The 25,420-nt window shown below is 39.0% G+C and carries 19 protein-coding genes; 6 read left to right on the forward strand and 13 right to left on the reverse strand.

Translation table 11 applies throughout. From position 1 onward, the window contains the following. The first annotated feature begins 11 nt into the window (after nt 1–11). Nucleotides 12–1,226: a hypothetical protein gene (locus QWY93_RS02530; RefSeq protein ID WP_290246620.1), complete on the forward strand. Its 1,215-nt coding sequence runs from the start codon at nt 12–14 to the stop codon at nt 1,224–1,226. 60 nt (nt 1,227–1,286) lie between these two features. Here the strand turns inward: QWY93_RS02530 and QWY93_RS02535 are convergent, their stop codons facing one another. The 9 genes from QWY93_RS02535 to QWY93_RS02575 form a co-directional block, all read right to left on the reverse strand. After that, nucleotides 1,287–2,579: a nucleoside hydrolase-like domain-containing protein gene (locus QWY93_RS02535; protein WP_290246621.1), complete on the reverse strand. Its 1,293-nt coding sequence runs from the start codon at nt 2,577–2,579 to the stop codon at nt 1,287–1,289. A gap of 54 nt (nt 2,580–2,633) precedes the next feature. Then, nucleotides 2,634–5,789 (reverse strand): DUF6298 domain-containing protein, encoded by a 3,156-nt coding sequence (locus QWY93_RS02540; protein ID WP_290246622.1) that lies wholly within the window; start codon nt 5,787–5,789, stop codon nt 2,634–2,636. Nucleotides 5,790–5,915: 126 nt separating this feature from the next. Continuing rightward, a complete protein-coding gene (locus QWY93_RS02545; RefSeq protein WP_290246623.1) occupies nt 5,916–7,463 on the reverse strand; it encodes a family 43 glycosylhydrolase in 1,548 nt (515 codons plus the stop codon). 421 nt (nt 7,464–7,884) lie between these two features. Beyond that, the gene (locus tag QWY93_RS02550; protein ID WP_290246624.1) at nt 7,885–8,388 is read right to left on the reverse strand and encodes a GreA/GreB family elongation factor; all 504 of its coding nucleotides are present in this window, start codon (nt 8,386–8,388) and stop codon (nt 7,885–7,887) included. A gap of 420 nt (nt 8,389–8,808) precedes the next feature. Next, complete coding sequence (locus QWY93_RS02555) at nt 8,809–9,246, reverse strand: hypothetical protein (RefSeq protein ID WP_290246625.1); 438 nt, start codon at nt 9,244–9,246, stop codon at nt 8,809–8,811. 472 nt (nt 9,247–9,718) lie between these two features. Next, complete coding sequence (locus QWY93_RS02560) at nt 9,719–10,282, reverse strand: DUF4256 domain-containing protein (protein WP_290246626.1); 564 nt, start codon at nt 10,280–10,282, stop codon at nt 9,719–9,721. 92 nt (nt 10,283–10,374) lie between these two features. Beyond that, nucleotides 10,375–10,971: a YdeI/OmpD-associated family protein gene (locus QWY93_RS02565; protein ID WP_290246627.1), complete on the reverse strand. Its 597-nt coding sequence runs from the start codon at nt 10,969–10,971 to the stop codon at nt 10,375–10,377. A gap of 605 nt (nt 10,972–11,576) precedes the next feature. Continuing rightward, nucleotides 11,577–12,842 carry a GAF domain-containing sensor histidine kinase gene (locus tag QWY93_RS02570; RefSeq protein WP_290246629.1) on the reverse strand — a complete coding sequence of 422 codons (1,266 nt, stop codon included), beginning with the start codon at nt 12,840–12,842 and terminating at the stop codon, nt 11,577–11,579. A 641-nt stretch (nt 12,843–13,483) separates the two neighbouring features. Then, entirely contained in the window at nt 13,484–14,206 is a 723-nt protein-coding gene (locus QWY93_RS02575) for a flavodoxin family protein (protein WP_290246630.1), read from the reverse strand. Nucleotides 14,207–14,794: 588 nt separating this feature from the next. On the opposite strand from QWY93_RS02575, the gene QWY93_RS02580 reads away from it, so the two are divergent. The 5 genes from QWY93_RS02580 to QWY93_RS02600 are packed head-to-tail and all read left to right on the forward strand — an operon-like array spanning nt 14,795 to nt 19,875. Then, nucleotides 14,795–15,535, forward strand: a complete 741-nt coding sequence (locus tag QWY93_RS02580) for an outer membrane lipoprotein-sorting protein (protein WP_290246631.1) — start codon at nt 14,795–14,797, stop codon at nt 15,533–15,535. Beyond that, nucleotides 15,535–16,758: an ABC transporter permease gene (locus QWY93_RS02585; protein ID WP_290246632.1), complete on the forward strand. Its 1,224-nt coding sequence runs from the start codon at nt 15,535–15,537 to the stop codon at nt 16,756–16,758. Before QWY93_RS02580 ends, QWY93_RS02585 begins: the two co-directional genes overlap by 1 nt. Before the next feature lie 6 nt (nt 16,759–16,764). After that, on the forward strand, nt 16,765–17,979 hold the full coding sequence (locus tag QWY93_RS02590) for an ABC transporter permease (RefSeq protein ID WP_290246633.1): 1,215 nt from the start codon (nt 16,765–16,767) through the stop codon (nt 17,977–17,979). An 11-nt stretch (nt 17,980–17,990) separates the two neighbouring features. Further along, nucleotides 17,991–18,698 carry an ABC transporter ATP-binding protein gene (locus QWY93_RS02595; protein ID WP_290246634.1) on the forward strand — a complete coding sequence of 236 codons (708 nt, stop codon included), beginning with the start codon at nt 17,991–17,993 and terminating at the stop codon, nt 18,696–18,698. Continuing rightward, nucleotides 18,679–19,875, forward strand: a complete 1,197-nt coding sequence (locus tag QWY93_RS02600) for a hypothetical protein (protein ID WP_290246635.1) — start codon at nt 18,679–18,681, stop codon at nt 19,873–19,875. Before QWY93_RS02595 ends, QWY93_RS02600 begins: the two co-directional genes overlap by 20 nt. 67 nt (nt 19,876–19,942) lie before the next feature. Here QWY93_RS02600 and QWY93_RS02605 read toward each other — a convergent pair whose 3' ends face one another. The 4 genes from QWY93_RS02605 to QWY93_RS02620 all read right to left on the reverse strand — a co-directional run bounded on the left by QWY93_RS02605 (nt 19,943) and on the right by QWY93_RS02620 (nt 25,213). Further along, a complete protein-coding gene (locus tag QWY93_RS02605; RefSeq protein WP_290246637.1) occupies nt 19,943–21,163 on the reverse strand; it encodes a radical SAM/SPASM domain-containing protein in 1,221 nt (406 codons plus the stop codon). Next, nucleotides 21,153–22,844 carry a hypothetical protein gene (locus QWY93_RS02610; RefSeq protein ID WP_290246638.1) on the reverse strand — a complete coding sequence of 564 codons (1,692 nt, stop codon included), beginning with the start codon at nt 22,842–22,844 and terminating at the stop codon, nt 21,153–21,155. Before QWY93_RS02610 ends, QWY93_RS02605 begins: the two co-directional genes overlap by 11 nt. A 596-nt stretch (nt 22,845–23,440) precedes the next feature. Next, on the reverse strand, nt 23,441–23,830 hold the full coding sequence (locus QWY93_RS02615) for a VOC family protein (RefSeq protein ID WP_290246639.1): 390 nt from the start codon (nt 23,828–23,830) through the stop codon (nt 23,441–23,443). A 342-nt stretch (nt 23,831–24,172) separates the two neighbouring features. After that, a complete protein-coding gene (locus QWY93_RS02620) occupies nt 24,173–25,213 on the reverse strand; it encodes a sodium:calcium antiporter (RefSeq protein ID WP_290246640.1) in 1,041 nt (346 codons plus the stop codon). Nucleotides 25,214–25,420: the final 207 nt, after the last annotated feature.

Here is a 25,420-nt window from a genome sequence, read left to right on the forward strand (position 1 = left end):
TTTGAAGATAATTGATTCCAGGGAAGAACTATAGTTTTCTAGATATCATTTTGGCCATGGCCTTTACGGGGCTGGGTTTTTGGAGTTTTTCCTTGTTCCAATCTCCTCTAAACCATGAGCTCAACCCATTATTTGATGCCAATCAGTATCAAAAGGCATATTACTATTTCCGGGGTGACAGCAGCCATTATTCCGTCAATTTTCCTTTTAGCGTCCGGCTATTTGTTCCCTGGCTCGCCGCCCAACTTCCAGGGCAAAGTATGATGGGAAACTTCAAGATGGTCAACTTATACTTTGGGCTTTCCTGGATACCCATTTGGTTTGTGTTAGGGCAAAAATTGAATTTGGAAAGGTATAAAATATGGATTGGCTGGTTTTGGATCAGCTTCCACTGGGTTGGAGTGTTGAAGGCCAATCTTTCAGACCCCATAACAGTAGATGTCCCCCTCTATACCTTTCAATTGCTTTTATTATGGCTCCTTATAGAAAAAAGAAAAACAATATGGTTGTTACTTATCTTGGGTCCTATAGCCACACTTCAAAAAGAATCCATGTTAGCCATTTTACTGATTTTAACTTTATTTCCAGGCCTAAAATGGCTAATAGAGGAAAAAAAGGAGGCTTTTTTTGCCTTATTAGGAGCATTTATCCTCAGTTGGGTAAGCTTAAAAACAGCTACTTTAATTTTTCCTCAAGCCAATGAAGGTAAAAATGCTATTATTAATATTTTGAATTATACAGCAGGGTTGTTTGGTCATCCTGATTTGATTTTAAGGTGGATATGCTCCATAACCCTGGCATATGGCGGGTTTCTGTGGGCAGGAATTTGGAACAGTAAAAAATTGAAAGCAAAATATGGGGAAGTAATAATTCCCCTAGTTGTAGTTTATGTTTTTTTCAGTTTGTTTGCAGGTGGGGATTTTACCCGGATTGCTTTTTTGGGATCAACCTTTGTGATGCTATTTTTACTGGATGCCCTTCCCCTCAACTTCAAACAATGGGTTCTATTGTTTATAATCAGCCTACCTGCTATGCGGTTAACGGGTTTTCTCCCAGATGGCGGGGCTCAATTTGACCAATGGAAAACCTGGTATCCGGAATTTGCCCCCTGGAATTGGCTGGTGATTTATTTGGGCTATACGCTTTTGTTGGCTTGGGTAAGCTGGAAGTGGTTTCGGATAAAAAACGGAAATTATTCCACATCAACTTCTTCATCAAATGCCTAAATTATTTTCCTAAAAACCTACCTACAAAATGTATGTTTCAATTACATAGAAGCTACCTATTTACCGGAGCCAATCCCAGCGATTTGCCCAATCCAACAAAGCCTCATTACGCCATTTGAGTACTGTTTTGGCGCCCTGCCAGATTCCGTCAAACAATTCTGGATCTTGCGGGTCCGTGTACCAATTTGGGCCTAATTTATAATCAATGGGTGAAGGTTTACCTGGCCAAATATTGTTGACAACAAATTCCCCAGTCTGCTTAGGAAAACCTGGAATTTCAGATGTAACCGAATAGGACAAAGTTTCGGTTCGCTTTGGGGCATATTTAACCGCATAGTCCCCATCCCCTAGGTAAAAACCACCCCACTTTTGCTCACCGATTCCAGCTTGTACCGTCATTGTAAAACAGGCCGAATCTGCGGGAATGTTCAGTTTTGGCCCTTTAAAATAAAACTCTACTACTGAATACACCTTTACGGTATCTCCTAGGGTGGTATTTCGATGATAGACCTTTTTTGGACTGTGGTTAATCTTCTCATAACTTCCGCCCCAATTGTCTCTTTCCGGGTAATTGGGGTTACCATCCATCATATAGAGTAATGAGGGGGAATCCCCCATTTTAACTTCTCCTTTATAACGGTTATCATCATAATCTTTTCCCAGATATCCTGCGCCCTGAATGAAATTATCATAATAGTTTTCATTTTTCAACCTTTCGGGTGCTTCATTATTCGAAAAGAAGCCCCTATACGTAGCATTGGATTCAATGATCCAAAGGTCAGGAAAGTTTTGTGCGATGTAGGAATAACTGTTGACGCTCCATTTTTTATTGGGACCTCCAATCCAGTAAATTTTTATTTTGTCCTTAATTTCAGGTGCATCATGCAATGCTTGGGCTAAATCATCCAGGCCACCCCATACGAGCACCCATAGGGGCCGGTCACTATCTTTCTTTGCACATTGGATGATCCAGTCTGAGCCCTCTGTGGATTGCATGTACCCAACAAAGGGAGCACTACCCTGTCGTCCTTGTTTGGTTACGGAGCGTAGATATGCTGGTGCTGCAAGGCCTTTCTTATGTTTATTTAATTTGGGCAGGTCTTTTTCATAGAGGTCAATCATGCGCAAAATTTCCCCTTTTGATCCATCACCGTAAGAAGGAGAAGAAATGAGCCCTTCAACTTCAAACATGTCGCTGTACATCAGTAAATGTGCCATGGATTGATTATCGTCGGGATCTGTTCCTCCAATATCGGTACTAACCAGAATACGGGGCTTGACCGGCACAGGCTGTTGGGCGAACAAGGCTATCCAACATGTAGATAGTGAAATAATCAAAATCAGCTTTTTCATTGGTTTTCTTTTGGGGTAAAGTTTTTTCAACAACTATTGCTTTTCCACCTAATTCTAATTTTTCACCAACCAGGCCACCACCGGAACTTCCATGGTTGCCGCAAGGGTGTGGAGCATGCCTCCTTTAACTTCCTTTTTCATTTCTGTTATTTCCCCGCTAGTTGGATCGATCCACTTTAAGGTATATCGATTTTGATCATCCGTTAAATCAATTTTTAGCTCACCGTTTTGTAAAAAAAGGACATAACCAGTTCCTTTTTGGCCAAGCACATATAAGGAGGAATCCAGGTTTTTTGAAGTCAAAGGTTTCATAATGGCGGCATCTCTAAAAAATCTCTCCTCCTGGATTTCAGGAAGTTCGGCCAAGGATCCTCCACCTATAAAAACAGCCCAATCTTTAAAGGGTACCCCCCTTCTGGAATAAACAATGGCTTTTTCAGGGTACTTAGTACGAAATTCCTGCACTGCACGATAGATTTGATCAAAAGAAGGCTCCCCTGGATCAATTAAACGGGCATATTGCCTTCCTGCTAGATTTTGACCTCCCTCAGGAGCATACAAACTACCGTCTTTCCGGTATTGCCATTGAATAACATCAATGCCATCCACTAAAGTCGACAATTTGGGATCTTCCAGAATAGCATCCTGTACATCTTTCGTTCCAGGAAGCAAAACCATCACCTCTTGCTGGTTTTCCCTTTCCCACTCTCCAATCACATCCAACCAAAACTGAACAAAGTGCAAAGGCCCTGTATATTCCACTCCCAAATGGTGAATGATATTGGTGTTGCCCTTAAAATTGTCCAGACTTTTTTTGATATAAGCCCGGTGCAGGGTGTTTCTAACCTGGTGGGTCGTGTCATAAAATGATTCTGCCATATACACCCGCTTATCTCCGGCATAGGCTGGGGGTTCGGCAAATCCGGATTGATTAATATTATTCGCTGTCCTCCAGGGATAATCTGCCCAATGCGCCGCTTCTTCAAGAATATTGTGTTGAAGGTAATGTTCCTGGATATAAAGCAAACCATTTTGATCAGCCAGGTTGGCAAACTGATTCAATCGCAACCAGTACCAGGTGTTCCATTTGGTCAAGTCGTATTTACTTAGCCGGTCATAGGCTTCGCCCTGTCCACTTCGGCTAAAAGGCTGTTCATAAAATGGTGCCCAAACATCCGCATCAGCTCTGCGACTACGGGAATGGTCATCCCTCCTTCTTTCGTACCAAAGGGCAGGAAAGCTTTGCATAGCCACAACATCATGTTGGAGCATATCATATACCAATGTATCCAAATTATCCGTCAGCCCCCGGCCAATTCTTCCCGGAACAAACCGCACCAGGTTGGGAGATGCACTCTCTATATCATTTGGCCTTGTAGTCCCCCTCCAAAGAGAAGTTCTATCCCTCTTTCCGGTTAATACCTGATTTCCACTAAGCAGCCATCCATTTTTTATGCTTATGAAAGCTCCCTTTTGATTCTTTTTTGGTGACTTTTGAACTACTTTCGAAACAACTTGATTCACCATCTTTGCTTCCGAAAGCTCAGAATGAATAGGATATTTTTCTACCATCTGATCAATCCAGCCTTCCATGGTTAGGTCCGGATACTTTGACTGCTCACTCAGCTGGGCAGCTTGCTCGGGTGAAGGCTTATTGGTTCTGCTTGTTTCATACTGAAGGATTTTTTCTTCTTCAGGAGATGGCTGCCCTGTCCGGGCCCTCAATTGGGCATAGAAAAGGCTTTCTGGCTTAACAAATTCGGTTGCCAATTCATGATGACCTTTTCCGTAACCCTGGGCTTTATAAGCATAAGCCCAATTTTCTGCCCCTGGAGGAGAGGACAAAAATATCTTTGCCGCTTTTGATTGCCAGATCAGGGAGTTGGCGGCGCTCCACCCCCCGCCTTGTCCATCTACGTCGCGATAGGCCAAACTGATATTACCTCCATCAATAGATACCTTGTCAAACAGCACACCACTTGCCCAGCCACCAATAGTACCGCTAAAGTTATAAGGCATGTATGCATGGCATTGGACAAAGGCATTGGGGCCTGGGGTTGTAAAACCTACAGAATAAGCATGAAAAGCATATTCTGAATAACAACGCTGAAATAGCACCTGTTGCCCAAGAGTCTGGAACGCATATCGACGGTAACCACCAATCTGCCCCACAGGGGCCAACGATTTACAGTCCTCTACCGTAATACGGCTAGCTTTTTCCCAAATGGCCACTGCTGAACTTACAAAATGTTCAGCAACCATTCTCCGCACCCAGGAATCCCGTACATTTTCCATCGTCACGGCCATCCATCGATGGTTTTCATCTTTTTCATTCGACGGGTCAAAAGCCGATATACACCGGAGATTTTCCACCCCCACCTGGCTGATCTGACCCTCCCAACTGTATTTGGCCACACTCCCCCCGCCATATTTCGGGTCAAGGGAATTAGTTAACGGTACATCAAGAATAATAGATTGAGGCGACACTGCTACTACCTCCCTGAACCAATTTTGGTCAAAATCTCCTGATTCCCATTTTGTAAGTGGATAATCGACATGGATCCCTATTTTATCAGCTCCAATATCTTTAATCCATTTTTCTGTAGATGGTCGGTTCACGATAACGCTATCTCCCACCTTAAAGGAATGAGGGCTATCGAATGTCAGGGTTGTTGCATTTACCGGGAAATGGGATTTTACCAAAGGAATGGGATCCTCTTTTTTAAGATTGTTAACGCCCGCAATTCTAATAAGGGTTTGGCGATCCACTCCTGACCCTATCAATAAGGATCCGTCTTTTCCTGACCCGCTTCCGCGCAACACTACTCCCGAACTCCGGATGGTCAATCCACCAGAAATTTCAAAAGTACCCTTTTCCAAAAGCACTGTTCCCCGAAACCCATTATCATCCAGTGGTAAGGTAGCCACATAATCAATGGCTGCCTGAATTTCTGCGGTAGCATCTCCCCTTTTTGGTCGTACAATAACCTTTACGGGGACATCGGGTATTGGATTTTCGGAAAGCATATAACCACAAAAAGAATAATCAGGAATCTGGTCGCCATCGCCCTCCACCTTATAAGATAAAATTCCGCCCTCATTTATTTGGATTGGAGCATTCGAACTCGTTCCTGATTGTGCTAATAAGGTGACTGGTAATGCAAAAGCAAATAAGCCTAACAACAAATTCATACCATATTTTACATCCATTTTCAGCAATTTTTTGGCATTTTTTTTTTACAAAGCCCCCTAACAAACATTAATAAAATAATAATAAAATTGGCAATAAGGTAGGCGTCCAAAAACTTGGTCATCCTATTTTGCTTTCACATTTCCCTAAAGCTCGCGGTAAATAAAATTATCAAACTTCACTTTACCCTCCCCAAAAGCAAATAAGCCTGCCCTGAGGCTCAAAAACCTGCCAAAAATATTATGATTAAAACCCTGGGCATAAATGGTTCTTTCTACCCGTTGCCAGTCTTTTCCATCCGCACTAAAGTAAAGGATTACTTCATGGGCATCATTGAGAATTCTTATAAATCCATGTTTCCCCAATTGGTTGCTTTCACTGATTTTTCTGTGCTCTTGGTTGTAAACTGTAAATTGCTTAGTATCTACAGAAATGCGCATATTGGCCTGTTCATCGTAAAATAATGTCAGCCCCGCTGTAGCGCCCTCTTCTAGGGTATATTCCACTTGAATTTCATAATTCCGGTCTTTGGCATTGACTAACAATGGAGAGCTGTTTTCAAAAGAATTTCCATCTGCCATTAATTCCAGTTGGCCATTTTCCATCTCCACCCTTTCCGGGGAATAAAGGTTAAAGAACTGCCATTGAAGCCCAAGCTCCTTCCCTGAAAAATCATCGGAAAGTACATCTTCAGCAATTTCATTGGAACCTGCGGGTTTTCTGATCGGATCACCCGCTGACACTCCTGCCGGCACACGAAACCAGTCATCTTCCGTCCATTCTATAGGCAACATCAGAGTTTGACGGCCCAAGGTATGAAAGTCCTTTTCATAGCCATGATAGAGTATCCACCAGTTCCCTTCCACATCGTCCACAAGGGAACCATGTCCCTGGCTCCACCAACGTTCCTCCCGGCTATCAGTATGCACAATTGGATTATAGGGAGAATTTTCCCAAGGGCCTAGTGGAGATTTAGCTCTTCCGGATACGACCATATGTGAAGTAGCTGGGCCGGCGGTGCCTCCTTCGGCCACCGTTTGATAATAATAGCCATTTTTAACAGTGGACTTGGGAGATTCCAAACAAAAACACTCCGTGCTCCATGATTTTGGAAATTCCCAACCCTGATAACCTGGCTCCGGCTTCCCCACGTTGGACAAACCATCATCTGCTAAAGCTACGACATATCCTTTGGAAAGATACAGGTACCGATTTCCTTCCTCGTCTACTACATGACCAGGGTCAATGTATCCTTCTAGTTTCAAGTCCACTGGAGCTGACCAAGGACCTTCCGGTGATTTTGAAGTTACCACCCAATTGGTGCCACCTGCCGGAAAATAAATATAATATATCCCCTTGTGTTTAATTAAATCCGGTGCCCAAACAGAACCAATATTCTCTTTAAGGGCAAAGGCTACCCTTTCCCAGTGAATCAAATCGGTGGAGTGCCAAATCAACAAACCTGGATAATATTCAAAAGAGGAATGGGTCATGTAATAATCCTTTCCATCCCTAATGATGGTAGGGTCGGGATAATCTCCTCCTAATATTGGGTTTTGAAAGGTTTGCTCTTGCTTAACTTCCTCCACCATTTTTTCTGATTTTTCACCTTCCTCAGAAGTACATCCCATTAAAAAACTGATAAGCAGGATAAAAGAAAAGGTTGGGGGATAAACAATATTTAATCTGGTCATTATTTAGGTTATTTAAAGAAATTAGAATATTGAGCCATTTTATTAAAAAAGGCTTTTAGGAAGGCCCTATTTCAATTGAAATATAAGACATTCTAACCATCGCTGGTTCTCTATTTAAAAATTTCTGTTTTAATGCGGAAGTTATTTCCTAATTGAATCAACTTGGAAATTTGTTTTCCCTTTTCCTCACCAATTGGGTTCCTTATGAGTTTGAAAACCTACTTAAAGCCTACCCCTGCCGCTTAAATTAGTTCATATTCCAATAGGCTAAGGGCAATCCTCTTCCTTGTAATTTCTCAATGTATATCTCCTACTTTTCTTCAAAACAAGTAAGGTTAAATGTTGCCTTAAAAATCAAACCATTTTCCCAAACAAGATAAAAACAACCTGGGATTACACCATTTTGGTGTTAGTTGAGCTCCTATTTATATACTATTTCCAAAACATCAAATACATTTTCTCCCCTGGCCAGTTTTAAAACTGCTTTTTCTCCTACTTTTTTATCAATTAAAGCTTTGGCCAAAGGGGAAGTAAAAGCAATTTTCCCTTTGGAAATATTGGCCTCATCCACCCCAACGATCTGAAAGGTCTGGACTTTTTTGGTTGCCCCAACTTTGAGCTTTACGGTGGCTCCAAATCTAATTTCATCCTGGGGTTGATCTTGGAGGTTCACGACTTTAGCAGTTGCGATTCGAGCATCCAAAAGCTGTAACTTTGCTTTAATATGATTGGAAGCAATTCTTCGCTCTTTTTCATTCGCGCTGTCTAGGTTATTCCTTTCATCTAGCAGCATCTGCCTTTCGGCCAATAGTTCATCCATGCCAACTTGCGTCACATAGTTGGTTATCCCTTCAGGTAAATCCGCTCTGGGCGGTACCATTGGAACTTCTTCCTGATCATCTTCTTTGACAAATCCTCTGCTCATAGCTTTTACAATTTTTTCCTTTTTTCCCAAAGGGGAACATAAATGAGTGTTTCTTAAAAAGAAACTTATCATTCTTTCAACTTAAAAAAAAGTTAATACCACCCCATGAAATTCCAAAATGTCCAATTCTTTAACCTAACATCAGATTAGGCCGGGTTTGTTCCTGATTTTGAAAGAGGGGCAATTTTATAAGGATCCTTCCAAGAAATAATTACGTTTCCAAGTCCAAGGCATTACCCTTATTGGATACCTACCCGGACCAATTTATCTTTTAATTTTTCACGGCTTTGCTTACTTTTTTAAAAACTATTTCGTGAACTTCTACCAATTTAATTACAAAAAGTCTCTATCTACCTTTTCCATATTAATCACCCTCACAACCCACTTTAATAGGGAAATTATAATTGCCACTGAAAGGTCCTAATCAGTTATTCCTGGAACATTGGGAGGAAAAACAAAAAACTCAAAAAAATTTCTATGGATTTCACTCACATGTTTTGCATAACTCTTCAAGCTTTTGGTTAACCATCTTGCATAATCTTCATCTAATTTCAAGATTACTTTATTTACCTCCTCAACCTCTTGACCTAAGGCTTGATGGTTCATCTCATCGAGGGGAGAGTATTGCTGAGTTAGCTGTTCCCACTGTGATTTAATTATTTTTTCAACTTCCCGATAAAAAGGCTGAAGTTCCGGAATGGCTGTAAATGTCCTAAAATGAGCTAATTCTATGGCATCTGCCTTTTCCTCCTCGTCAAATGCGCCATCTGTACTGGCTGCTAATAAGGAAACCAGTACAGGAGCTTTCAGCAATAACTCCCTGTCTTGCTGGGATAGTTTTTCAAATTCCTTTTGCATATCCTTTTCTTTTAAAAATGGTCCTACAATCCTGGACGGATTTTTTAATCCAACTCAGAGCTCCAAAACCGGGTTTTTCAAACCGGAAATTGTTAAAATCTCTAAGCCTGCCCTAGAATCTAAAAATCAAGTGGTTAAAAAAAATAATTACATATCAATTCCTAAAGGAAAATTGCAAACCAATTATAAAAAAAGCCATTAAGTCGTCATTTTTTGAAGCTTACCGTCCAACACAAAAGAAACCCATTTTGCTAACCTCGAATTACAACTTGTGAAGTTGTAATCAATAAATCCATGAGCAAAAAGGTCATTTCCTGCGAATTTGCAATTATTGAAATTACAATTTTCATATTCAACTCTTGTTAATGAATATTCAGAGAAATCCTGGTTTACAAAATTTTGTTCATCTACGTATTTTATTGCCTTTTTCCTTGTTTGATATTGACAAAGAAGCCTCCATAAATAACCCATTTCAAACCCTTAAGGAACCTCGAAACCCTCTGGCGGCATAATAAGATTGCGCCCCGTTGTGGTATATGAAAACGTGATTATACCGACGGTCGCAAAAAAGAGCTCCACCTAACCTTCTTATTTCGATAGGGGTTTGGACCCAACTGGAAGATTTGGTATCGAAATCTCCCAGTTGCTGCAATTCCCGGTATTGTTCTTCTGTCAATAGCTCAATACCCATTTCAGCAGCCATATCGATAACGTTATTTTTTGGAGGGTAGTCTTTTCTGGATTCTAGTGCCTCTCGGTCAAAACAAAGGCTTCTCCGGCCTTTGGGACTTTCTGCTGAACAGTCAAAAAAAATAAATTCACCAGATTTGTTATCAAGCCCCACCACATCAGGTTCTCCTCCAGTTCTTTCCATTTCAAATAACGACCATATTTTTTCGGTATTTTTCTCCAACTTGAACTGCACTTCTGCCCATTCAATCCCCTGATGGCGGACCCTGTTTTTCTCAAAACGGGCCTTTAAGGTGCTTATCAATCCTTCAATTTGCTCGGCAGGCAATTCTTTTGGATTCCCCATGGCTTAAATCTGTTTTTTTTAAAGTATTCGTTTGGAAAGTTTTTCAACTATCAAAAAAAGTTAATAAAGATGAATAAAAAGCCAGGTAAAGATTACCGGTCATTCAAACCTTTTCCTTCAAATATTCTTCCAATACATTTTTCAACCCTTGAGGCCCTGGTTTTGGATTGTTTAGGTTGGGAAAAATGAAGCAGGTATCCCCTCTGCCGGCCTGGCGTCAGGGCTTCAAAAGCCTTTTTTAAGGTTGGGCTTTCATCCAATTTCATTTGGAATTCTTCTGGGACATTGTATTCTCTGGTCTTTTTTAAATCAACCTTCAGTCCCGCCCTTTCCACTTCAATGGCTTGCCTGATATAATCCTTTAGTGTGGATTCCATCTCCTGTATTTTCTGAACATGGGTAAATCTGATTTGTCGGGCCGATTGAACATTTTCAGTTTGTTGGATCAGAATTCCTTTTGGATCTTTTAACAAGGCACCTTTGTGAAAAAAAAACGCACAATATTCTTTAAAACCATGAATAAGGACAATGTTGTTTCCCTCATGAGTGTAACAAGGCTTTCCCCATTTCAACTCTTCTTTAAGTCCACAATCAAGGACTACAAATCTTAAAAATTCAAATTCCTCCTGCCATTTATCAGTTTTATTAAAGAAAAAGTCAACCTTTGGATTTAAATGTTTTTTTTCCATAAAAGTATACTTTATTAAAATCCCGCTTTCTGTTCACTCCTAAAATCATAACAAAACAACTGAATATTAAATGATTATCCATCTATTTCGAGCTTTCATTGCCAAGTTGCCTCAAAAATCCCCCTATGTCAACTCCATATAAATTTCTGAAAATTAAAAAGATTTAGATAAAGTAGCTACTCAAGGGAAATACAAAAACCAAATCATTGCTTCCTTCAAAAAAGGGGAGAAAGTTTATGATATGAAATTGAACTTCCCAGTTCCTGGTTTGGAAAAACGGTCTTGATCTGAGTACGATTTTTAAATTTGAGAAATTTAATAGCTAAGGTCTTTGTGCCAAAGAAATGTCTTCGGCATAGCATGAGGCCTTGTGCTTTCGGCCATTTGAAGGAAAAAGGGGATGATAGCCTGGCCCTGGAAACAAGAACCCTTATATCAGGAGATTCCCATGGTTTTCTCGCCACAAATCCAACCCTAAACCTGCGGAGTGACGTTTTATTAAACCGAACCGAGGTTCTTAATCATCCCCCTTTTCAATCTTTGAATTCGCCCACACTCCAGGTAAAAACTATTTTAAGGTAAAATATTCTAATAGTCTGTGGCTATCAATAACCCTTACTTTTCCTATCCTCCAAGTTATTGGGAATTTGAAGAATAAAGGTGGTTCCTTTATTTTCTTGGCTAATAAAATCTATCGTTCCATCAAGAAGATTAATATAATGTTTAACAATATTTAGCCCTAGTCCTGTGCCCGGAATGTCGTTTACGTTATTTGCCCTGAAAAACTTGCTGAAAATTTTTTCCTGTTGGTTTTGGGGTATCCCAATCCCTTGGTCTTTAACAATCAATGTTATTTGAGAATCTGTAACATTGGCTATAAGGTAAATGTCCCTATCTGAATATTTGATAGCATTAGACAGCAAATTGATCAATACATTCCGCAATATTATTTTATCTACAGTCAGGTCTGGGGAACCATTAAGGCAAATTTGGATGGTTTGCCCTACCTTTTTCATTCCATCGAGGCCCTCGGATATTTCCCTCAGAAAGGAATTCAGATCAATCCTCTCTATATTAGGTTCCACCTTTCTTTGCTCTAATTTATCGAGGGAAAGGAAGTCATTTAGGGTTTCAATTAGCGCTTTGACCGATGATTTTATTCGGTTCAGTTGTTTGTATCCATTACCCTTTTGGTTAGCCTCTATATATTTTTGGACAAGGAAAGCACTTGAAAGGATCGTACTCAATGGGGTTCGAAATTCATGGCTAGCCATGGAAACAATCGTTGACTTCATTTTATGAATCTCAATTTCCCTTTCCAGGGCATCGGAAAGTTCATTGGTACGTTCTTTGACCTTAAGTTCCAGCTTGTTTTTTACTTCTATATTTTCTATTGACACAGCAGTAAGATCTGCCAATGCTTGAAGGATCCTAACTTCCTGCTCTGTGGGATGGTGAGGGGTAGCCCAATAATTACCGATTGCACCAATGGGGTCCAAAGAACGAATGGGAACCATGGTCAAACTTATTACGAAAGTTGACTTATAAACATCTATGGGAACCCGGTCATCCATATAAATATCATCAATTACAACTGGTTTCTTGTTTTCCATAACCCAGCCACTGATACAACTGGACATGGGGAACCTTTCACCTTTCCACAATGGACTAATGGCATCCTCTTCTGCATAGTAACACTTGTCCTCCTCCCTAAGAACAAATGTTGCCCCATCTGCACCTGTTAACCTGCGTGCATAATAACGAACAACTTGCATGATTCCCTGAATATCGTGCGCCAGAGATAGCTTTTGGACAATATTCACCAATTGTTCAGTATCTATTATTCCAGGGTTTGGGCTTATTGTTTTCATTTGGCATCAACTTCGAATTGAACACAAAATCTGAGGCTCCTAGGAGTGGTTGTTTTAAATCATGAGTGATTGACCTCTGAAATCCGGGTTAATGAAAAGTTTTTTTCATTTGGGAGTTTCAGTCCTTCTGGCTTTAACCATTTCCAAATACTCCAAAAAGAAAATTTGGAAAAATTGGAACGATGGCAATAATTACTATCACTATGATTAATTTAGTAAAATTCTCTAAGCAATAAAATCAGTTCAGCATATAAAAGCCTATCCTTATGAGGATTTATTGAGCCCAGGTAATATTAGCATAGGAAGAATGGCATTTAAAATGCACCAAAAATCAAGTATTATTGAAGCAGGAAAAATATTAGAATTCCTCCATTGGAAGACGCGATTAATAAAAACCTACCTTTTGATAATTTGTTTTTTCCCTTTTTAGATTTTCTGTTACCCAGGCTTATTTTTAATCATATATGTGACGGGAGATTGATAGTCACACCATTGGGATCTTCCACAAAAAATCCGCCTTACTCCCCAACTTTCATTGGTAATCTCATAAGCAATATTACAACCCATTTCCTTAGCCCTACTATGCATTTGGCCTACATGGGAAATTCAACTGACAAAAAAATAGATCATCAGAATTTACTTCAGCCTTTCTCAGGATTTTGAAAATTCCAACGGGTACCTTCATCCCAGTCCTTTCTCGAATTTCCATATGGTGGGTAACCTTGGTTTTCTTTTAATATTTTGGCCAGATGCATTAAGTTATATGTCATGAATGTGGTGTTTCGGTTGGTAAAGTCATTCTCAAAAGCATTTGACCCCTTATCCAAATAACTAGGCCCAGGTCCAATTTCACCAAGCCAGGCACAATCTGCCTGTGGAGGGATAGAATACCCGATATGTTGCATGGCATACAATATCCCCATGGCACAGTGTTTTGCACCATCTTCATTTCCGGTAATAATGCAGCCCCCCACCTTGCCATAATATAAATATTGGCCTTTTTCATTTTTTTTACCACTCATACTATAAAGCCTTTCGATCAGCTTTTGGCAAACTGAGGATTTTTGGCCAAGCCAAATGGGAGTCCCGATTATTAAAATATCAGCATCAAAAATATCCTTGAATAATTCAGGCCATTCATCCTTTTCCCAGCCAAATTCTTTCATATCCGGATAAACCCCTGATGCCACTTCATAATCCACCAACCGGATCTGCTTAACCTCAACTCCCTCCTTTTTCATAATGTTTATTGAAACATCCATTAACCCCTTTGTGTGGCTTACCTCCGGAGTTCTCTTTAATGTACAATTAACATACATTGCTTTAAGTCCTGAAAAATCAATTTTATCCATAACTTCTTTCATTAAATTTTACAAATGGACCTCTTTCTTTTAGCTAACAATAAAATACTTGTGAAAAAAAATCTCTTCCTATATTTTGGTTTTATTGTTAATGTCTACTTTTAATAATTACACCCCAAGATTTAAAGAATACTGTTGAACTACTGAAAATTTTTCAGCATTACTTTCTAAAATTAACAACAGGCTTAGCCACTTAATGTAACAATTATACTTTAGCTTATTTCAAGCGAAAAGCAAGCAAAAGTGGTCCATTAATTCTAAAGTTACTTACGGTTTTTTCAAAACCTTTATAAGCTAAAAAAATTAGCCATGCAATGCTCGGAAAATTCTACTATTTCGATTCCGGGTTTCTTCCTAAAATCCAAACAACTCCTACACTAAACAAAAAAAATCACTGAATAACAAACAGTTACATTTTACATAATTAAATCAACGAGACTCTTAACTGAAAAAAATGGATCCTCTTGTGAACTCCAGGAACTGGACTACAATAATGCTAAAAATCACCAAACAATCTGTTGTAACATGCATTTGGAATCGCTAAATTAAGCAAAGGAAGGGCTGGATTATTTAAGTTTGGATGCAACTATCATGAAAACAACCGTAGGAATACTTTTTCTTTTTTTATCCTTTTTCGCCAATGCCCAGGATGCTACCGAGATCATCAAAAAGGTAGATCAAAAAATGAGGGGAAACTCTTCCTCATCCAACATGACCATGAAGATTATCCGGCCAGATTGGTCCAGGGAAATATCAATGAAAGGTTGGACCTTGGGCACTAATTATTCTTTGATATTGATCACAGCACCTGCACGAGACCAGGGTACTGCCTTCCTTAAACGGGATAAGGAAATATGGAACTGGCAACCCACCATTGACCGGGTGGTTAAGTTACCTCCCTCTATGATGAGTCAATCCTGGATGGGGTCAGATTTTACCAATGATGATTTGGTTAAGGAATCCTCCGTTGTACACGATTATCACCATTTTATCCGAGGGGATTCTACCATCAAGGGGTACGATTGCTGGAAACTTGAACTTATTCCTAAGGAAGATGCAGCGGTGGTCTGGGGTTCTATTGAGTTATTTGTCTCAAAAAAGGATTATATCGAACTTTTGATCCGGTATTATGACGAGGAGGGATATCTTATCAATACCATGATCCTTTCCGAAATCAAGGAAATGGATGGAAGGATTATCCCCACCAAAATGGAAATGATCCCTGCTGAAACCCCCAAACAACGAACGGTTATCATTTATAATAATATCGACTTTGATATCGATGTCGATGAAAGTTTTTTCTCCATTCAAAAAATGAAACGCATACGCTGATGCTGCTAAAACTTGCCTGGCGAAATATTTGGAGAAATAAGAGAAGGACAGTGATTACCGTCGTAAGCATTGCGTTTGCGGTCATTTTGTCCAGTGTGATGCGTTCCATGCAGTTGGGTTCCTACGAAAGGATGATCGATAACAGTGTTCGTTTTTTGACAGGCTATATTCAAGTTCACAAAAAGGGATACTGGGATGAACAGGTTATCGATAATGCTTTTGAACCACCTCCCCAACTGAAGGAAAAAATAGGAGCAATAGAAAATGTAGAGGCCGCAGTACCTCGTCTGGAATCCTTTGCATTGGCATCCTACCAAACCCAAACCAAGGGGGCGATGATTATTGGAATTGATCCGGAAAAAGAATCATCCCTTTCCGGAGTGGAGGAAAAGATAGTGGAAGGGGAAATTTTTGACATAAATGATCAGCAGGTATTGGTGGGTAATGGCTTGGCTGATTACCTGAAACTCGGCATTGGTGATACTATTGTTTTAATCAGCCAGGGGTATCATGGTGTCAATGCAGCAGGAAAATACCCGGTAAGTGGATTGGTGAAATTCGGACTACCCCAATTGACCAATCAGGTGGTTTTTATGCCCCTACCCGCTGCGCAGTATTTTTTTGGAGCCGATCAACTGTTAACAGCATTGGCTGTTGTGACTGATCACCCCAAGCATGTTGGATCAATTCAGTCAGCCATTCAGCAGGAAGTGGATACTACTGAATTGGAAGTTTTGAACTGGAAAATAATGATGCCCGAACTGATACAGGGAATTGAGATAGATAATATTTCCGGGATAATTATGTTGCTTTTGCTATATGTGGTGATTGGATTTGGCATGTTTGGAACATTTTTGATGATGACTACCGAAAGGATGTATGAATTTGGAGTCCTGCTTTCAGTTGGGATGAGAAGGTATAAGTTGCAGTTGGTGATTTTTGCCGAAATCATTATGCTCGCCATGATTGCCGTGCTTGTAGGTTTTGCCTTGAGCTTGCCAGTGATCAGCTATTTTTATAAACATCCAATCACCTTGCCTGAAGAGTATAAGGATGCATTTGAAAAATTCGGCATTGAACCGATTTATGTTTTTAGTTTGGAGCCTGTAGTATTTACCAGCCAGGCTTGGGTGGTGTTTTTTATGGCGCTGGTGCTAGGAAGTTATCCATTATATAAAATCTGGAAACTAGACCCGGTAACGGCAATGAAGGAGGGAAGATAAATGATTATGTTGACCAAAATAGCGTGGCGAAATGTATGGAGAAACAAAGGCCGTAGCCTGGTAGTCATTGGGTCCATTTTGGTTGGCATTTGGGCCCTTTTATTTATGGTGGGCTTTATGAACAGTTTTACCATTTCCTATATCAATGGGGCTATTCAGCATGAAATATCCCATATTCAAATCCACCATCCCGATTTTAAAAAGGATTTTCAAATTGGATATACTATTCCCAAGGGGCTTTCAATTGCTGAATCTATTCCAGTAGAACCAGGGGTTGAAGCAGTATCTCCCCGAAGCATTGCCACGGGCATGATCTCATCGCCCCGCAAAGCTAATGGGGTCCGTATATATGGTATCTATCCTGAATTGGAAAAAAGTGTTACCCATCATGATTCTCTTTTAGTTGAAGGAGCCTATTTTGGTTCCGGGAAGAGAAATCCTATAGTAATTGGAAAGGAATTGGCAGAGGAGCTCAAAGTTAATATTAATTCTAAAGTTGTACTTACTTTTCAAGATGAAGAGAACAACCTGGTTTCCGGGGCCTTTCGTGTGACAGGTTTGATAGAGACCACTTCCCCCACTATTAACAAAGCCACAGCTTATGTGAAAATGGAAGATCTTAACCGGATTGCAAGTATTGGGGATGGAATCCATGAAATTGCCTTATTGCTCTCCAACCCTGAAAATGAACCCTTGATATTGGATAAATTAAAAGCTGACCATCCCAACTTGCTTATCGAATCATGGCGAAACCTCGCACCGGAACTGGAACTGTTTCTCTCTATGACCGACAGTTTTCTTTGGGTACTTTTTGGGATCATAATGGTAGCCCTCATTTTTGGGATCATCAATACCATGTTAATGGCAGTGCTTGAACGATACAGGGAACTGGGAATGCTGATGGCTATTGGGATGAATAAAGGGAGGGTGTATGTAATGATTGTAATCGAAACGATTTTTCTTTCTTTGGTGGGTGGTCCATTGGGAACCTTGATTGGCCTGGTTACAATGAATTGGATAGGCATCCACGGAATTGACCTGAGTGCCTATTCAGAAGGGCTAAGAGAATACGGATACAGCAGCATTTTGTACCCCAGCATTGAAAATTCTACTTATTTATATGTCACTATCGGTGTGGTTCTGACTGCCTTAATAGGAGCCCTTTATCCTGCCTATAGGGCCATTCAGCTTGACCCCACTAAAGCCTTACATATGGTATAAACTTTTGAGATATGGAAACAATGACCGATAAAAAGATCGTAATACAGACTGAAAATGTGGCCAAAACTTACCGTGAATCAAAAATTCCTGTTCAGGCATTAAAAGATGTTGACCTTATTGTTGAAGAAGGTGAATTTACAACAATCGTTGGGCCGTCAGGTTCAGGAAAAACTACGCTTTTAAATATTATTGGTGGTTTAGATAGGCCCACCCAAGGAACCGTCATCATTGGCGGCACGGATATTTCGCGTTTGAAAGAATCCGAACTAATAGATTTTAGACTTCATCATATTGGCTTTGTTTTCCAACAGTACAACTTAATTCCGGTGCTTACTGCCAAAGAGAATGTGGAGTTTATTATGCTTCTTCAGAAACGGTCAACCCAAGAAATGAAAGAAAGAGCCATGCAGCTACTTCGGGAAGTGGGACTTGAGGAAAAGGCCAACGTACGTCCCTCAGAATTGTCAGGAGGGCAGCAACAAAGGATTGCCGTAATCCGCGCATTGGCCTCCAGGCCTAAGTTTATCCTTGCTGATGAACCCACCGCCAATCTTGACTCAGCATCCGCGGGAAACTTGTTGGATATGATGGCCCGGATGAATCGGGAAGAGGGCATGACCTTTATTTTCTCCACCCACGATCAGCGTGTAATCGACAAAGCAAGAAGGGTGGTAACTTTGGAAGATGGAAGGATCAAACATGATGAAGTACGTCCCTAGAACCTTTTTTATTATTATTTTTTTTTACCTGTCCAATTCCTATGCCCAGGAAAAAGAAAAAACACAACAGTTCTTTGTGAACGGATATCTCAAGGACATGATTTCCTTCAACGATTTAGGGGACAGTACACTAGTGGACAACTTAATCCATAACCGTCTGAATTTTAAATGGTACCCCAATGAAAATATAAGATTTTATGGTTCATTAAGAAGTAGGTTGTTCATTGGAGAGACTAACAAAAACCTTGAAAACTTTGAAGATTTTATTAGCTACGACACCTATTATTTTGATTTAAGCTGGACGGTTTTCAATGAAAATACCGTAGTGTTTAACACGATGATAGACCGACTTTATATGGAGTGGATAAAAAAAGACCTTACGTTTAAATTGGGCCGTCAAAGGATTAACTGGGGGATCAATACCATTTGGAACCCCAATGATATATTCAATGCTTATTCCTATTTTGATTTTGACTATGAGGAGCGGCCAGGTATAGACGCTGTCCGGGTAGAGTATTATAGAGGTACCAATTCAAGTATTGAAGTTGCAGTGGGACTTCCCGCTAAATCCAGCTCCGTGGGAAATGAAGAGGTCAACACTTTTACTTCAGCCATCTTGTACAAAACCAATAAATGGAGCTATGATTTCCAGTTTTTGGGAGGTTACAGCCGGGAAAATTGGGTCCTTGGAGCTGGTTGGGCAGGAAATTTGGGAGGGGCAAGTTTGAAAGGAGAAGTGACCTATTTTTATCCAAAAAATGAAAGCGAAACAGATCCCAAAGCATTTGTAGGGACCTTATCGGTAGACCATTCCATTGGGGATTTTTATTATAATGTATCCTATCTTTTCAATGAGGCAGGTTTCACAGATCTAGGTCCAAAAGGGTTGAATCGTCTCAATACCCGTTCACTAACTGCAAAAAATCTTTCCCCTTATAAACACTCCACCTTTACCCAGGCAAGTTACCAAATCCACCCTTTGGTAAATGGCGGTTTGGGTATAATGATTTTTCCAGGCAATAAAGCCCTTTTTCTGTCCCCTTTTGTAACCTGGAATATGTTCCAGAATTTTGATGTAGATTTTATCACCCAGGCTTTTTATGCGGAGGATAGAACAAGTGGTGATTTTCAATCTTTTTCCACTTCCTATTTTTTACGGGGAAAATGGAGCTTTTAATTTTTTTGGTTGAAAAAAATTTTGTAGGATTGGGAATCCATTAATAAATCTCTAGTCCTATTTATATCTATCTAATATTAGTATCATTATATAACTGGCATCCTTTCGACTGCAATACCGGTAGCGAATAATCCAGGGAGTCTTCAAGGGCATTTCCAGCTTTCGCAGGACAAAAAGGGCAAGGGTGAATATCCCCATCTGTATCGATATATAAATGTCTGTTTCCTGCACCAAAACATCCAACTCTTCTTTGATAATATCCATGATAAGTGATGATGGGGAAATCCCTAAACCTTTTATCAAAATTCATCTTTAAAAAAAATTCTTCTAATATTTTTTCTTGATCTGGGGGCAGTTGTACATTTTTTCCAGAATAATGGCCTAATGACTTCGGTTCAAGAACCTGAACAAATGAAACCCCTAATTTTTTTGCAAGTTCTGCATACCTCATAAGGTTTGATTCACTCACAAATGATTTTGTGACACAAATAGAAAGTGCCGTGACAAGGTTTGAATCAATGGAGTTTTTCACTGCCTCTTCAACCCATTGGTATGAATTTTTGTATCCACGAAACATATTATGTCGATCCGGATCAAAATGGTCCAGACTAATGACCACACCTGTGAGGCCCGCGAGTTTTAGTTTTTGGGCATTGGCATAGGTTAAATTAAACCCGGAAGTGAGAACCCAAAAGTCCGTTACATTATGGGAAGATTGTACCATTTCGACAATGTCATCAACTCGCAACATAGGTTCACCGCCGGTAATTTGAACTTGAGCTACTCCTTTCAACTGGAATTTTTTAATGATAGTTTGAATATCATTGAGCCTCAATTTTTCTTTTTTATTAATCACGTCCCATTCAAAACAGTGCTCACATTTTAAAGGACACTTTTTTGTAAACGCAATAAATATGTTTGAAAACCGGTTTGTTTTTTTCAGAATGGGTGAAATCCTATTAATTTCCCCTTCAAAAAACCGGTCAAAAGCAAGGGAATTACTCCCTGGGATATATAAATTCCAAAAATATCTCCCATTAATCTTTATGAATTTATTCACCCTGCCAGGACCGGAAATCTTTCTTCGGTTGCTATCCAGCGTTTTCAGAATTTTTAAGACCTTGAGAGGATTTTTAAAGTGCCTTAATACAATTCTTAAAATTCTGAGACGAATAATAAACTCAACAACTTCTTTTTTAAAGCCAAGAATAACTTTTTGGGCCTTAATCTTTACATCCTGATTACAAGGATCAGCCAATTTGGGTGGAACAATTGCTTTAGTTTTCATCTCCTTGATTTAAAGTCTGGATAAAGAAGATCTCCCTGTTTACAAAATTGTATAAGTATTGTTTTGAAAAAGATGGAAACGCCCCTTTTTTCTTAAAAGAATACAAGTGAATAATGTTCGGCTTATTCTTGTAATCCCTTATATATTCATAATAACCTTTACTGTGTAAAAATAAAGTTTGTTTCTTATTCTTATCAACAGGAATTGTGGGGTAGGTTACTATTACCCTATTTCCAACCTCTGGCTGGACTAAATATTTTTCATCAGAATAGGTAAGGAGATCCGATACGTCATCCCCATTTTCGTCAATAGCCAATTCTGGAGATAAATAGGACACATCTACAGGAGAATTTTCAGAATAATCCATGGCTATATAATCAACCTCCCAAAACATAAACCCGCATTCAAGTTTCAACTTTACTTCCTCCCCTTCTACTTTTGATAAATCAATATCCATTATCATATCCCGGGAGGCCAGTGGGCCAACAACATTAAAATAATCAACGAACTCCCATCCCTTTTCCGTTTCAATATATACAGAAAGGGGAATTCCCTGATTCAGCGACCATCTCAGATTTTTATTTGCGGGAACATTTTTTTGTTTTTCCGCAAACCTGGGATAATAAGTTCCAAATTGCTCATTAAACTTTCCAAAAATAAAATCAAGCCATAATGAATTTTTTGCATTCAAAATTAATTTCCCATTTTTTTCTGTTTTTGGCTTCTTAAAGGTGAGTGTAAGGTTACTCAGGTTTTTATTTATGGCATTTTCTTCATCGAATAGATAGAAAGAACTGTCCTTTTTTGAAATGGAATTAAAATAACTTGTATGGTTGGGAGATACTGCTTTTGTTGGTAAAAAAGTGGAATTAAGAGTAAATATTTGCCCATTTTTATCTGCAAGCACCTGAGTGTTTTCTGGATGTTCCACTAACATAAGTTCAGAAAGATTGGTATACTGCCTTTCTAACAATTCATTGGCAATTTTCAATTGATATTTGCCATTGTATGAATCCAAATCTGGCAACAGCATATAGTCATCTCTTTCCAGTGAAGAAAAAATCGCCCCTCCATACATTTCACCCATAAAATTATAGCCCTCCCCATCATATGTGTATATAAAAGGACAAGAACTCTTTGTTAATGCCACAAAAATTAGAATTATTATAAACACCCCCGCAATAACCCCTAATGTGGTAAACACATACGAGGATACAGTAGCTCCCACAGCTTTATCATATACTTCAATTTTCCTTATTGAAGAAAGAGGGACTTTGACTTTTGAATTTTCACCTTCTTCATAGTCTGAAACATAAATATGAACTTCATAGATAGGTTTTTCATTGGCAACCCTATATCTATTCACTTTATTTGGATTTGTTTTTTTGTAGGATTGGTGTTCTGGTGGCAATGATTCGATTTTGCCTTCCAATTCTTTTGTATCCTCATTTAACTTAATGTTTTTAAGATGCCATGAATTGTTATCTTGATGAATAATGAAATATTTGTGTTGTTTTTGTGCTTGTGAAATTACTTCTGGGCCGCTGGAAACCTGAGTTACCTTATAATAACTACAACCAATTATAATAAGATTTAAAAATATAGGAATTAGAATTAGTGAGATATATTGACGGTATTTACTAAAAAAATTTATGGGATTATTTGCTGAAATATTTTCCATGATACATTATTTGAGAGTTTAACAACAAAACTTCAACCCGCACCTAAATTGGTATCATTCCTTTCTCAATACATTTTTCACTAATTCATTCGCTACCTATTGAAACTATTTACCTGATTTGTTTAAGGCCAATGAACAAATAAAATAATGTTCCGAAAAAACACATAAATACAATAATAAACAACCCATTATTTAATTAGTATACCTATAAATTTTTAAAAATAAAAAAATAAAGCAACTTGTTTTTGTAAAAATATCTAGTGAAAAAATGGGAATTGGGGGGCCATCCTTCATAATTCTAGAAGTCCATACTATATGCATATCCCGGATTTGAAATCCTGGATTGGGAAAATTTGAATTTGAAATCCCGTTTATCCAAATGACTGAAATCCAACAAAGTAAAAATCCGGAGCAGAGGTCACTTTCTAAAATTACTTCTCGTTCTATTGACTAAGATTGTATTTTAGCCAGTCAATTATTGAAAAAGAATTCAAGGGTTTTCCTGCCTTCTACTCCATTTTTATCGACTTCTTACCGGAAAAATTTCCAATGGAAATCATTTCATTGTTACACCTAAATCCCCGTTAAATTATATTTTATTTTTCGCCTTCATGCACACATAGGATATTGCCTTCACTATCCTTAAACCATGCTGCTTTATCCGATCCAATTACGCAGATATGATCAACGGTTTTTAAATCCGGTAAATCATAATCTTCAAAAACCACACCTTTATCTTTTAGCTTTGCAATTACATTTTCGATGCCCTGCACTTCAAAGCTTAATGCGGTGTGCTCGGCTTTTGTTCCTTCAGGTTTTGGGATTAGGGCCAATTGTGCTCCCCCACTGCAGGAAAAAATAAAATTACCATCGGCAGCATAACCCTTCGGCTCTAAACTAAGCGCCTGTTCATAAAATTTCCTTGCTCTTTCTATATCCTTAACAGGAAGAACAGTTGTAACGGGGGCATTTGAAAGTACGTTCATGACTCCTCCTCTATTTTATTTCATAATTGAAAAAATAATTAATCAATAATCAATACAGATTTAAACAACCTATTACAAGTTAATTAATTCCTTCCTTTTTTATTAGAAAAACTGGTTGTTGTCCGGTAAAAATCACAAGTATTTTTTTCAAAATAAACATTCAAATCCAGAACGTATTTTATGGTTAAAAGGAAAATATTCCAGCTCTTAGAATGCCATTAAAATTCTACATTTTTCCCATTTGCCTCTGGAAACTTCAATTGGAAGGGGCATCACCGGTAAACACAAAAACTCCATGATTATTTCAACGATCTTTTAAAATCAAAAGCTTATAAAAAGCCTTTACCATAAATACAACACTACAAAACCCGAAACAAAGCTAAAGAGTATTAAAACTCCCTCCCAGCCAATTTTTGCAAAGCCCTTGGTTTCCCTGTCGAGCATGCCAAGAATTAAAATGGCATTCATGAAAATTGTCAACGCTAAAACAAAAATCAATTCTCCAGAAAATTCATGGTAAATGGACCCTTCTGTATAGGCAAAATCTGAAAATGAAACAAATAAAACATCATAGGCATTCCCCCCAATAATATTGCTGACAGCAAGCGTAACCGCCCTTTGGCGGACAGCCGCAACGCTTACCATCAACTCTGGAAGGGAAGTACTGATGGCAGTAAAAAACGTTCCTACAAAAGTTTCTGAAAACCCAGTTTTCTCAGCTAAACTAACGCCAGTCTGGGCAACCATAAATCCTGCAAATGCAACCGTTATGGCCAGGACAGAAAATATAACCCACAACTTCCGGGTTTTTGCTTTTGAGACAAAATCATGATTGGATTCATCCTCCTCGGTATCACTTGTAATCCTTGGCCTCCACATTGGAAATTTCTGAGCACTTCTCACCATCCTAAGCCCTGCTAAATAAATAAATATCAATAAAAATGAAGCAGGGTGAATGCCAATGATGTGGTACTCTGGCATGGCTGAAACTATCAGGATAAAAGCCAGCAATAAAATAAGCAAAACCCCAAACATCAAATTGGCAATAGAAGCGGAGGCATGTTCTAAATTAGCTTTTTTATAGGCAATATCAGCAATACCAATAAAAGCTGTTTGGGCCACAATCCCTCCCAACCCATTGCTCACAGCCAATTCTGGAAAACCCTTGATGGCTACACTAATGGAAGTCACACTGCCCGGAAGGGAGGTCATGGCCCCAAGCATTACACCACCCATAAAAGCTTCTCCAATTCCGGTTATGTCAGCCAACTTATCGGCAACCTTTGTAAGTTTGGTGCCGGCAATGGCAATCACGATACTCATCAAGATAAAAGTGATAACACTTAATTCCAATGAATCGGTTATGGCCTTTAGTATTGACATTTAACAGCTTTATGACTTCCTATTGAGACTTAAACTGGTAAATCAAAAGGGGAATTCCAAGTTGAATTAATTCATTAAAGTAATTATCTTGGAAACAACAATAGAATTTTCATTTGACAAAACGTTTTTTAATAATTAAAAACTTCACAATCATTCTTTACCTTATATAATTATCAAACTATAAGCATCATGCATTCAAATAAACAT

It is taken from the genome of Echinicola jeungdonensis, from assembly GCF_030409905.1.
GTDB classification, from domain to species: domain Bacteria; phylum Bacteroidota; class Bacteroidia; order Cytophagales; family Cyclobacteriaceae; genus Echinicola; species Echinicola jeungdonensis.

Coding starts and splice junctions, on each gene's coding strand:
- QWY93_RS02535 (WP_290246621.1), bottom strand. CDS start 2,579: ATGAAAAAGCTGATTTTGATTATTTCACTATCTACATGTTGGATAGCC.
- QWY93_RS02540 (WP_290246622.1), bottom strand. CDS start 5,789: ATGGATGTAAAATATGGTATGAATTTGTTGTTAGGCTTATTTGCTTTT.
- QWY93_RS02545 (WP_290246623.1), bottom strand. CDS start 7,463: ATGACCAGATTAAATATTGTTTATCCCCCAACCTTTTCTTTTATCCTG.
- QWY93_RS02550 (WP_290246624.1), bottom strand. CDS start 8,388: ATGAGCAGAGGATTTGTCAAAGAAGATGATCAGGAAGAAGTTCCAATG.
- QWY93_RS02555 (WP_290246625.1), bottom strand. CDS start 9,246: ATGCAAAAGGAATTTGAAAAACTATCCCAGCAAGACAGGGAGTTATTG.
- QWY93_RS02560 (WP_290246626.1), bottom strand. CDS start 10,282: ATGGGGAATCCAAAAGAATTGCCTGCCGAGCAAATTGAAGGATTGATA.
- QWY93_RS02565 (WP_290246627.1), bottom strand. CDS start 10,971: ATGGAAAAAAAACATTTAAATCCAAAGGTTGACTTTTTCTTTAATAAA.
- QWY93_RS02570 (WP_290246629.1), bottom strand. CDS start 12,842: ATGAAAACAATAAGCCCAAACCCTGGAATAATAGATACTGAACAATTG.
- QWY93_RS02575 (WP_290246630.1), bottom strand. CDS start 14,206: ATGAAAGAAGTTATGGATAAAATTGATTTTTCAGGACTTAAAGCAATG.
- QWY93_RS02580 (WP_290246631.1), top strand. CDS start 14,795: ATGAAAACAACCGTAGGAATACTTTTTCTTTTTTTATCCTTTTTCGCC.
- QWY93_RS02585 (WP_290246632.1), top strand. CDS start 15,535: ATGCTGCTAAAACTTGCCTGGCGAAATATTTGGAGAAATAAGAGAAGG.
- QWY93_RS02590 (WP_290246633.1), top strand. CDS start 16,765: ATGTTGACCAAAATAGCGTGGCGAAATGTATGGAGAAACAAAGGCCGT.
- QWY93_RS02595 (WP_290246634.1), top strand. CDS start 17,991: ATGGAAACAATGACCGATAAAAAGATCGTAATACAGACTGAAAATGTG.
- QWY93_RS02600 (WP_290246635.1), top strand. CDS start 18,679: ATGATGAAGTACGTCCCTAGAACCTTTTTTATTATTATTTTTTTTTAC.
- QWY93_RS02605 (WP_290246637.1), bottom strand. CDS start 21,163: ATGAAAACTAAAGCAATTGTTCCACCCAAATTGGCTGATCCTTGTAAT.
- QWY93_RS02610 (WP_290246638.1), bottom strand. CDS start 22,844: ATGGAAAATATTTCAGCAAATAATCCCATAAATTTTTTTAGTAAATAC.
- QWY93_RS02615 (WP_290246639.1), bottom strand. CDS start 23,830: ATGAACGTACTTTCAAATGCCCCCGTTACAACTGTTCTTCCTGTTAAG.
- QWY93_RS02620 (WP_290246640.1), bottom strand. CDS start 25,213: ATGTCAATACTAAAGGCCATAACCGATTCATTGGAATTAAGTGTTATC.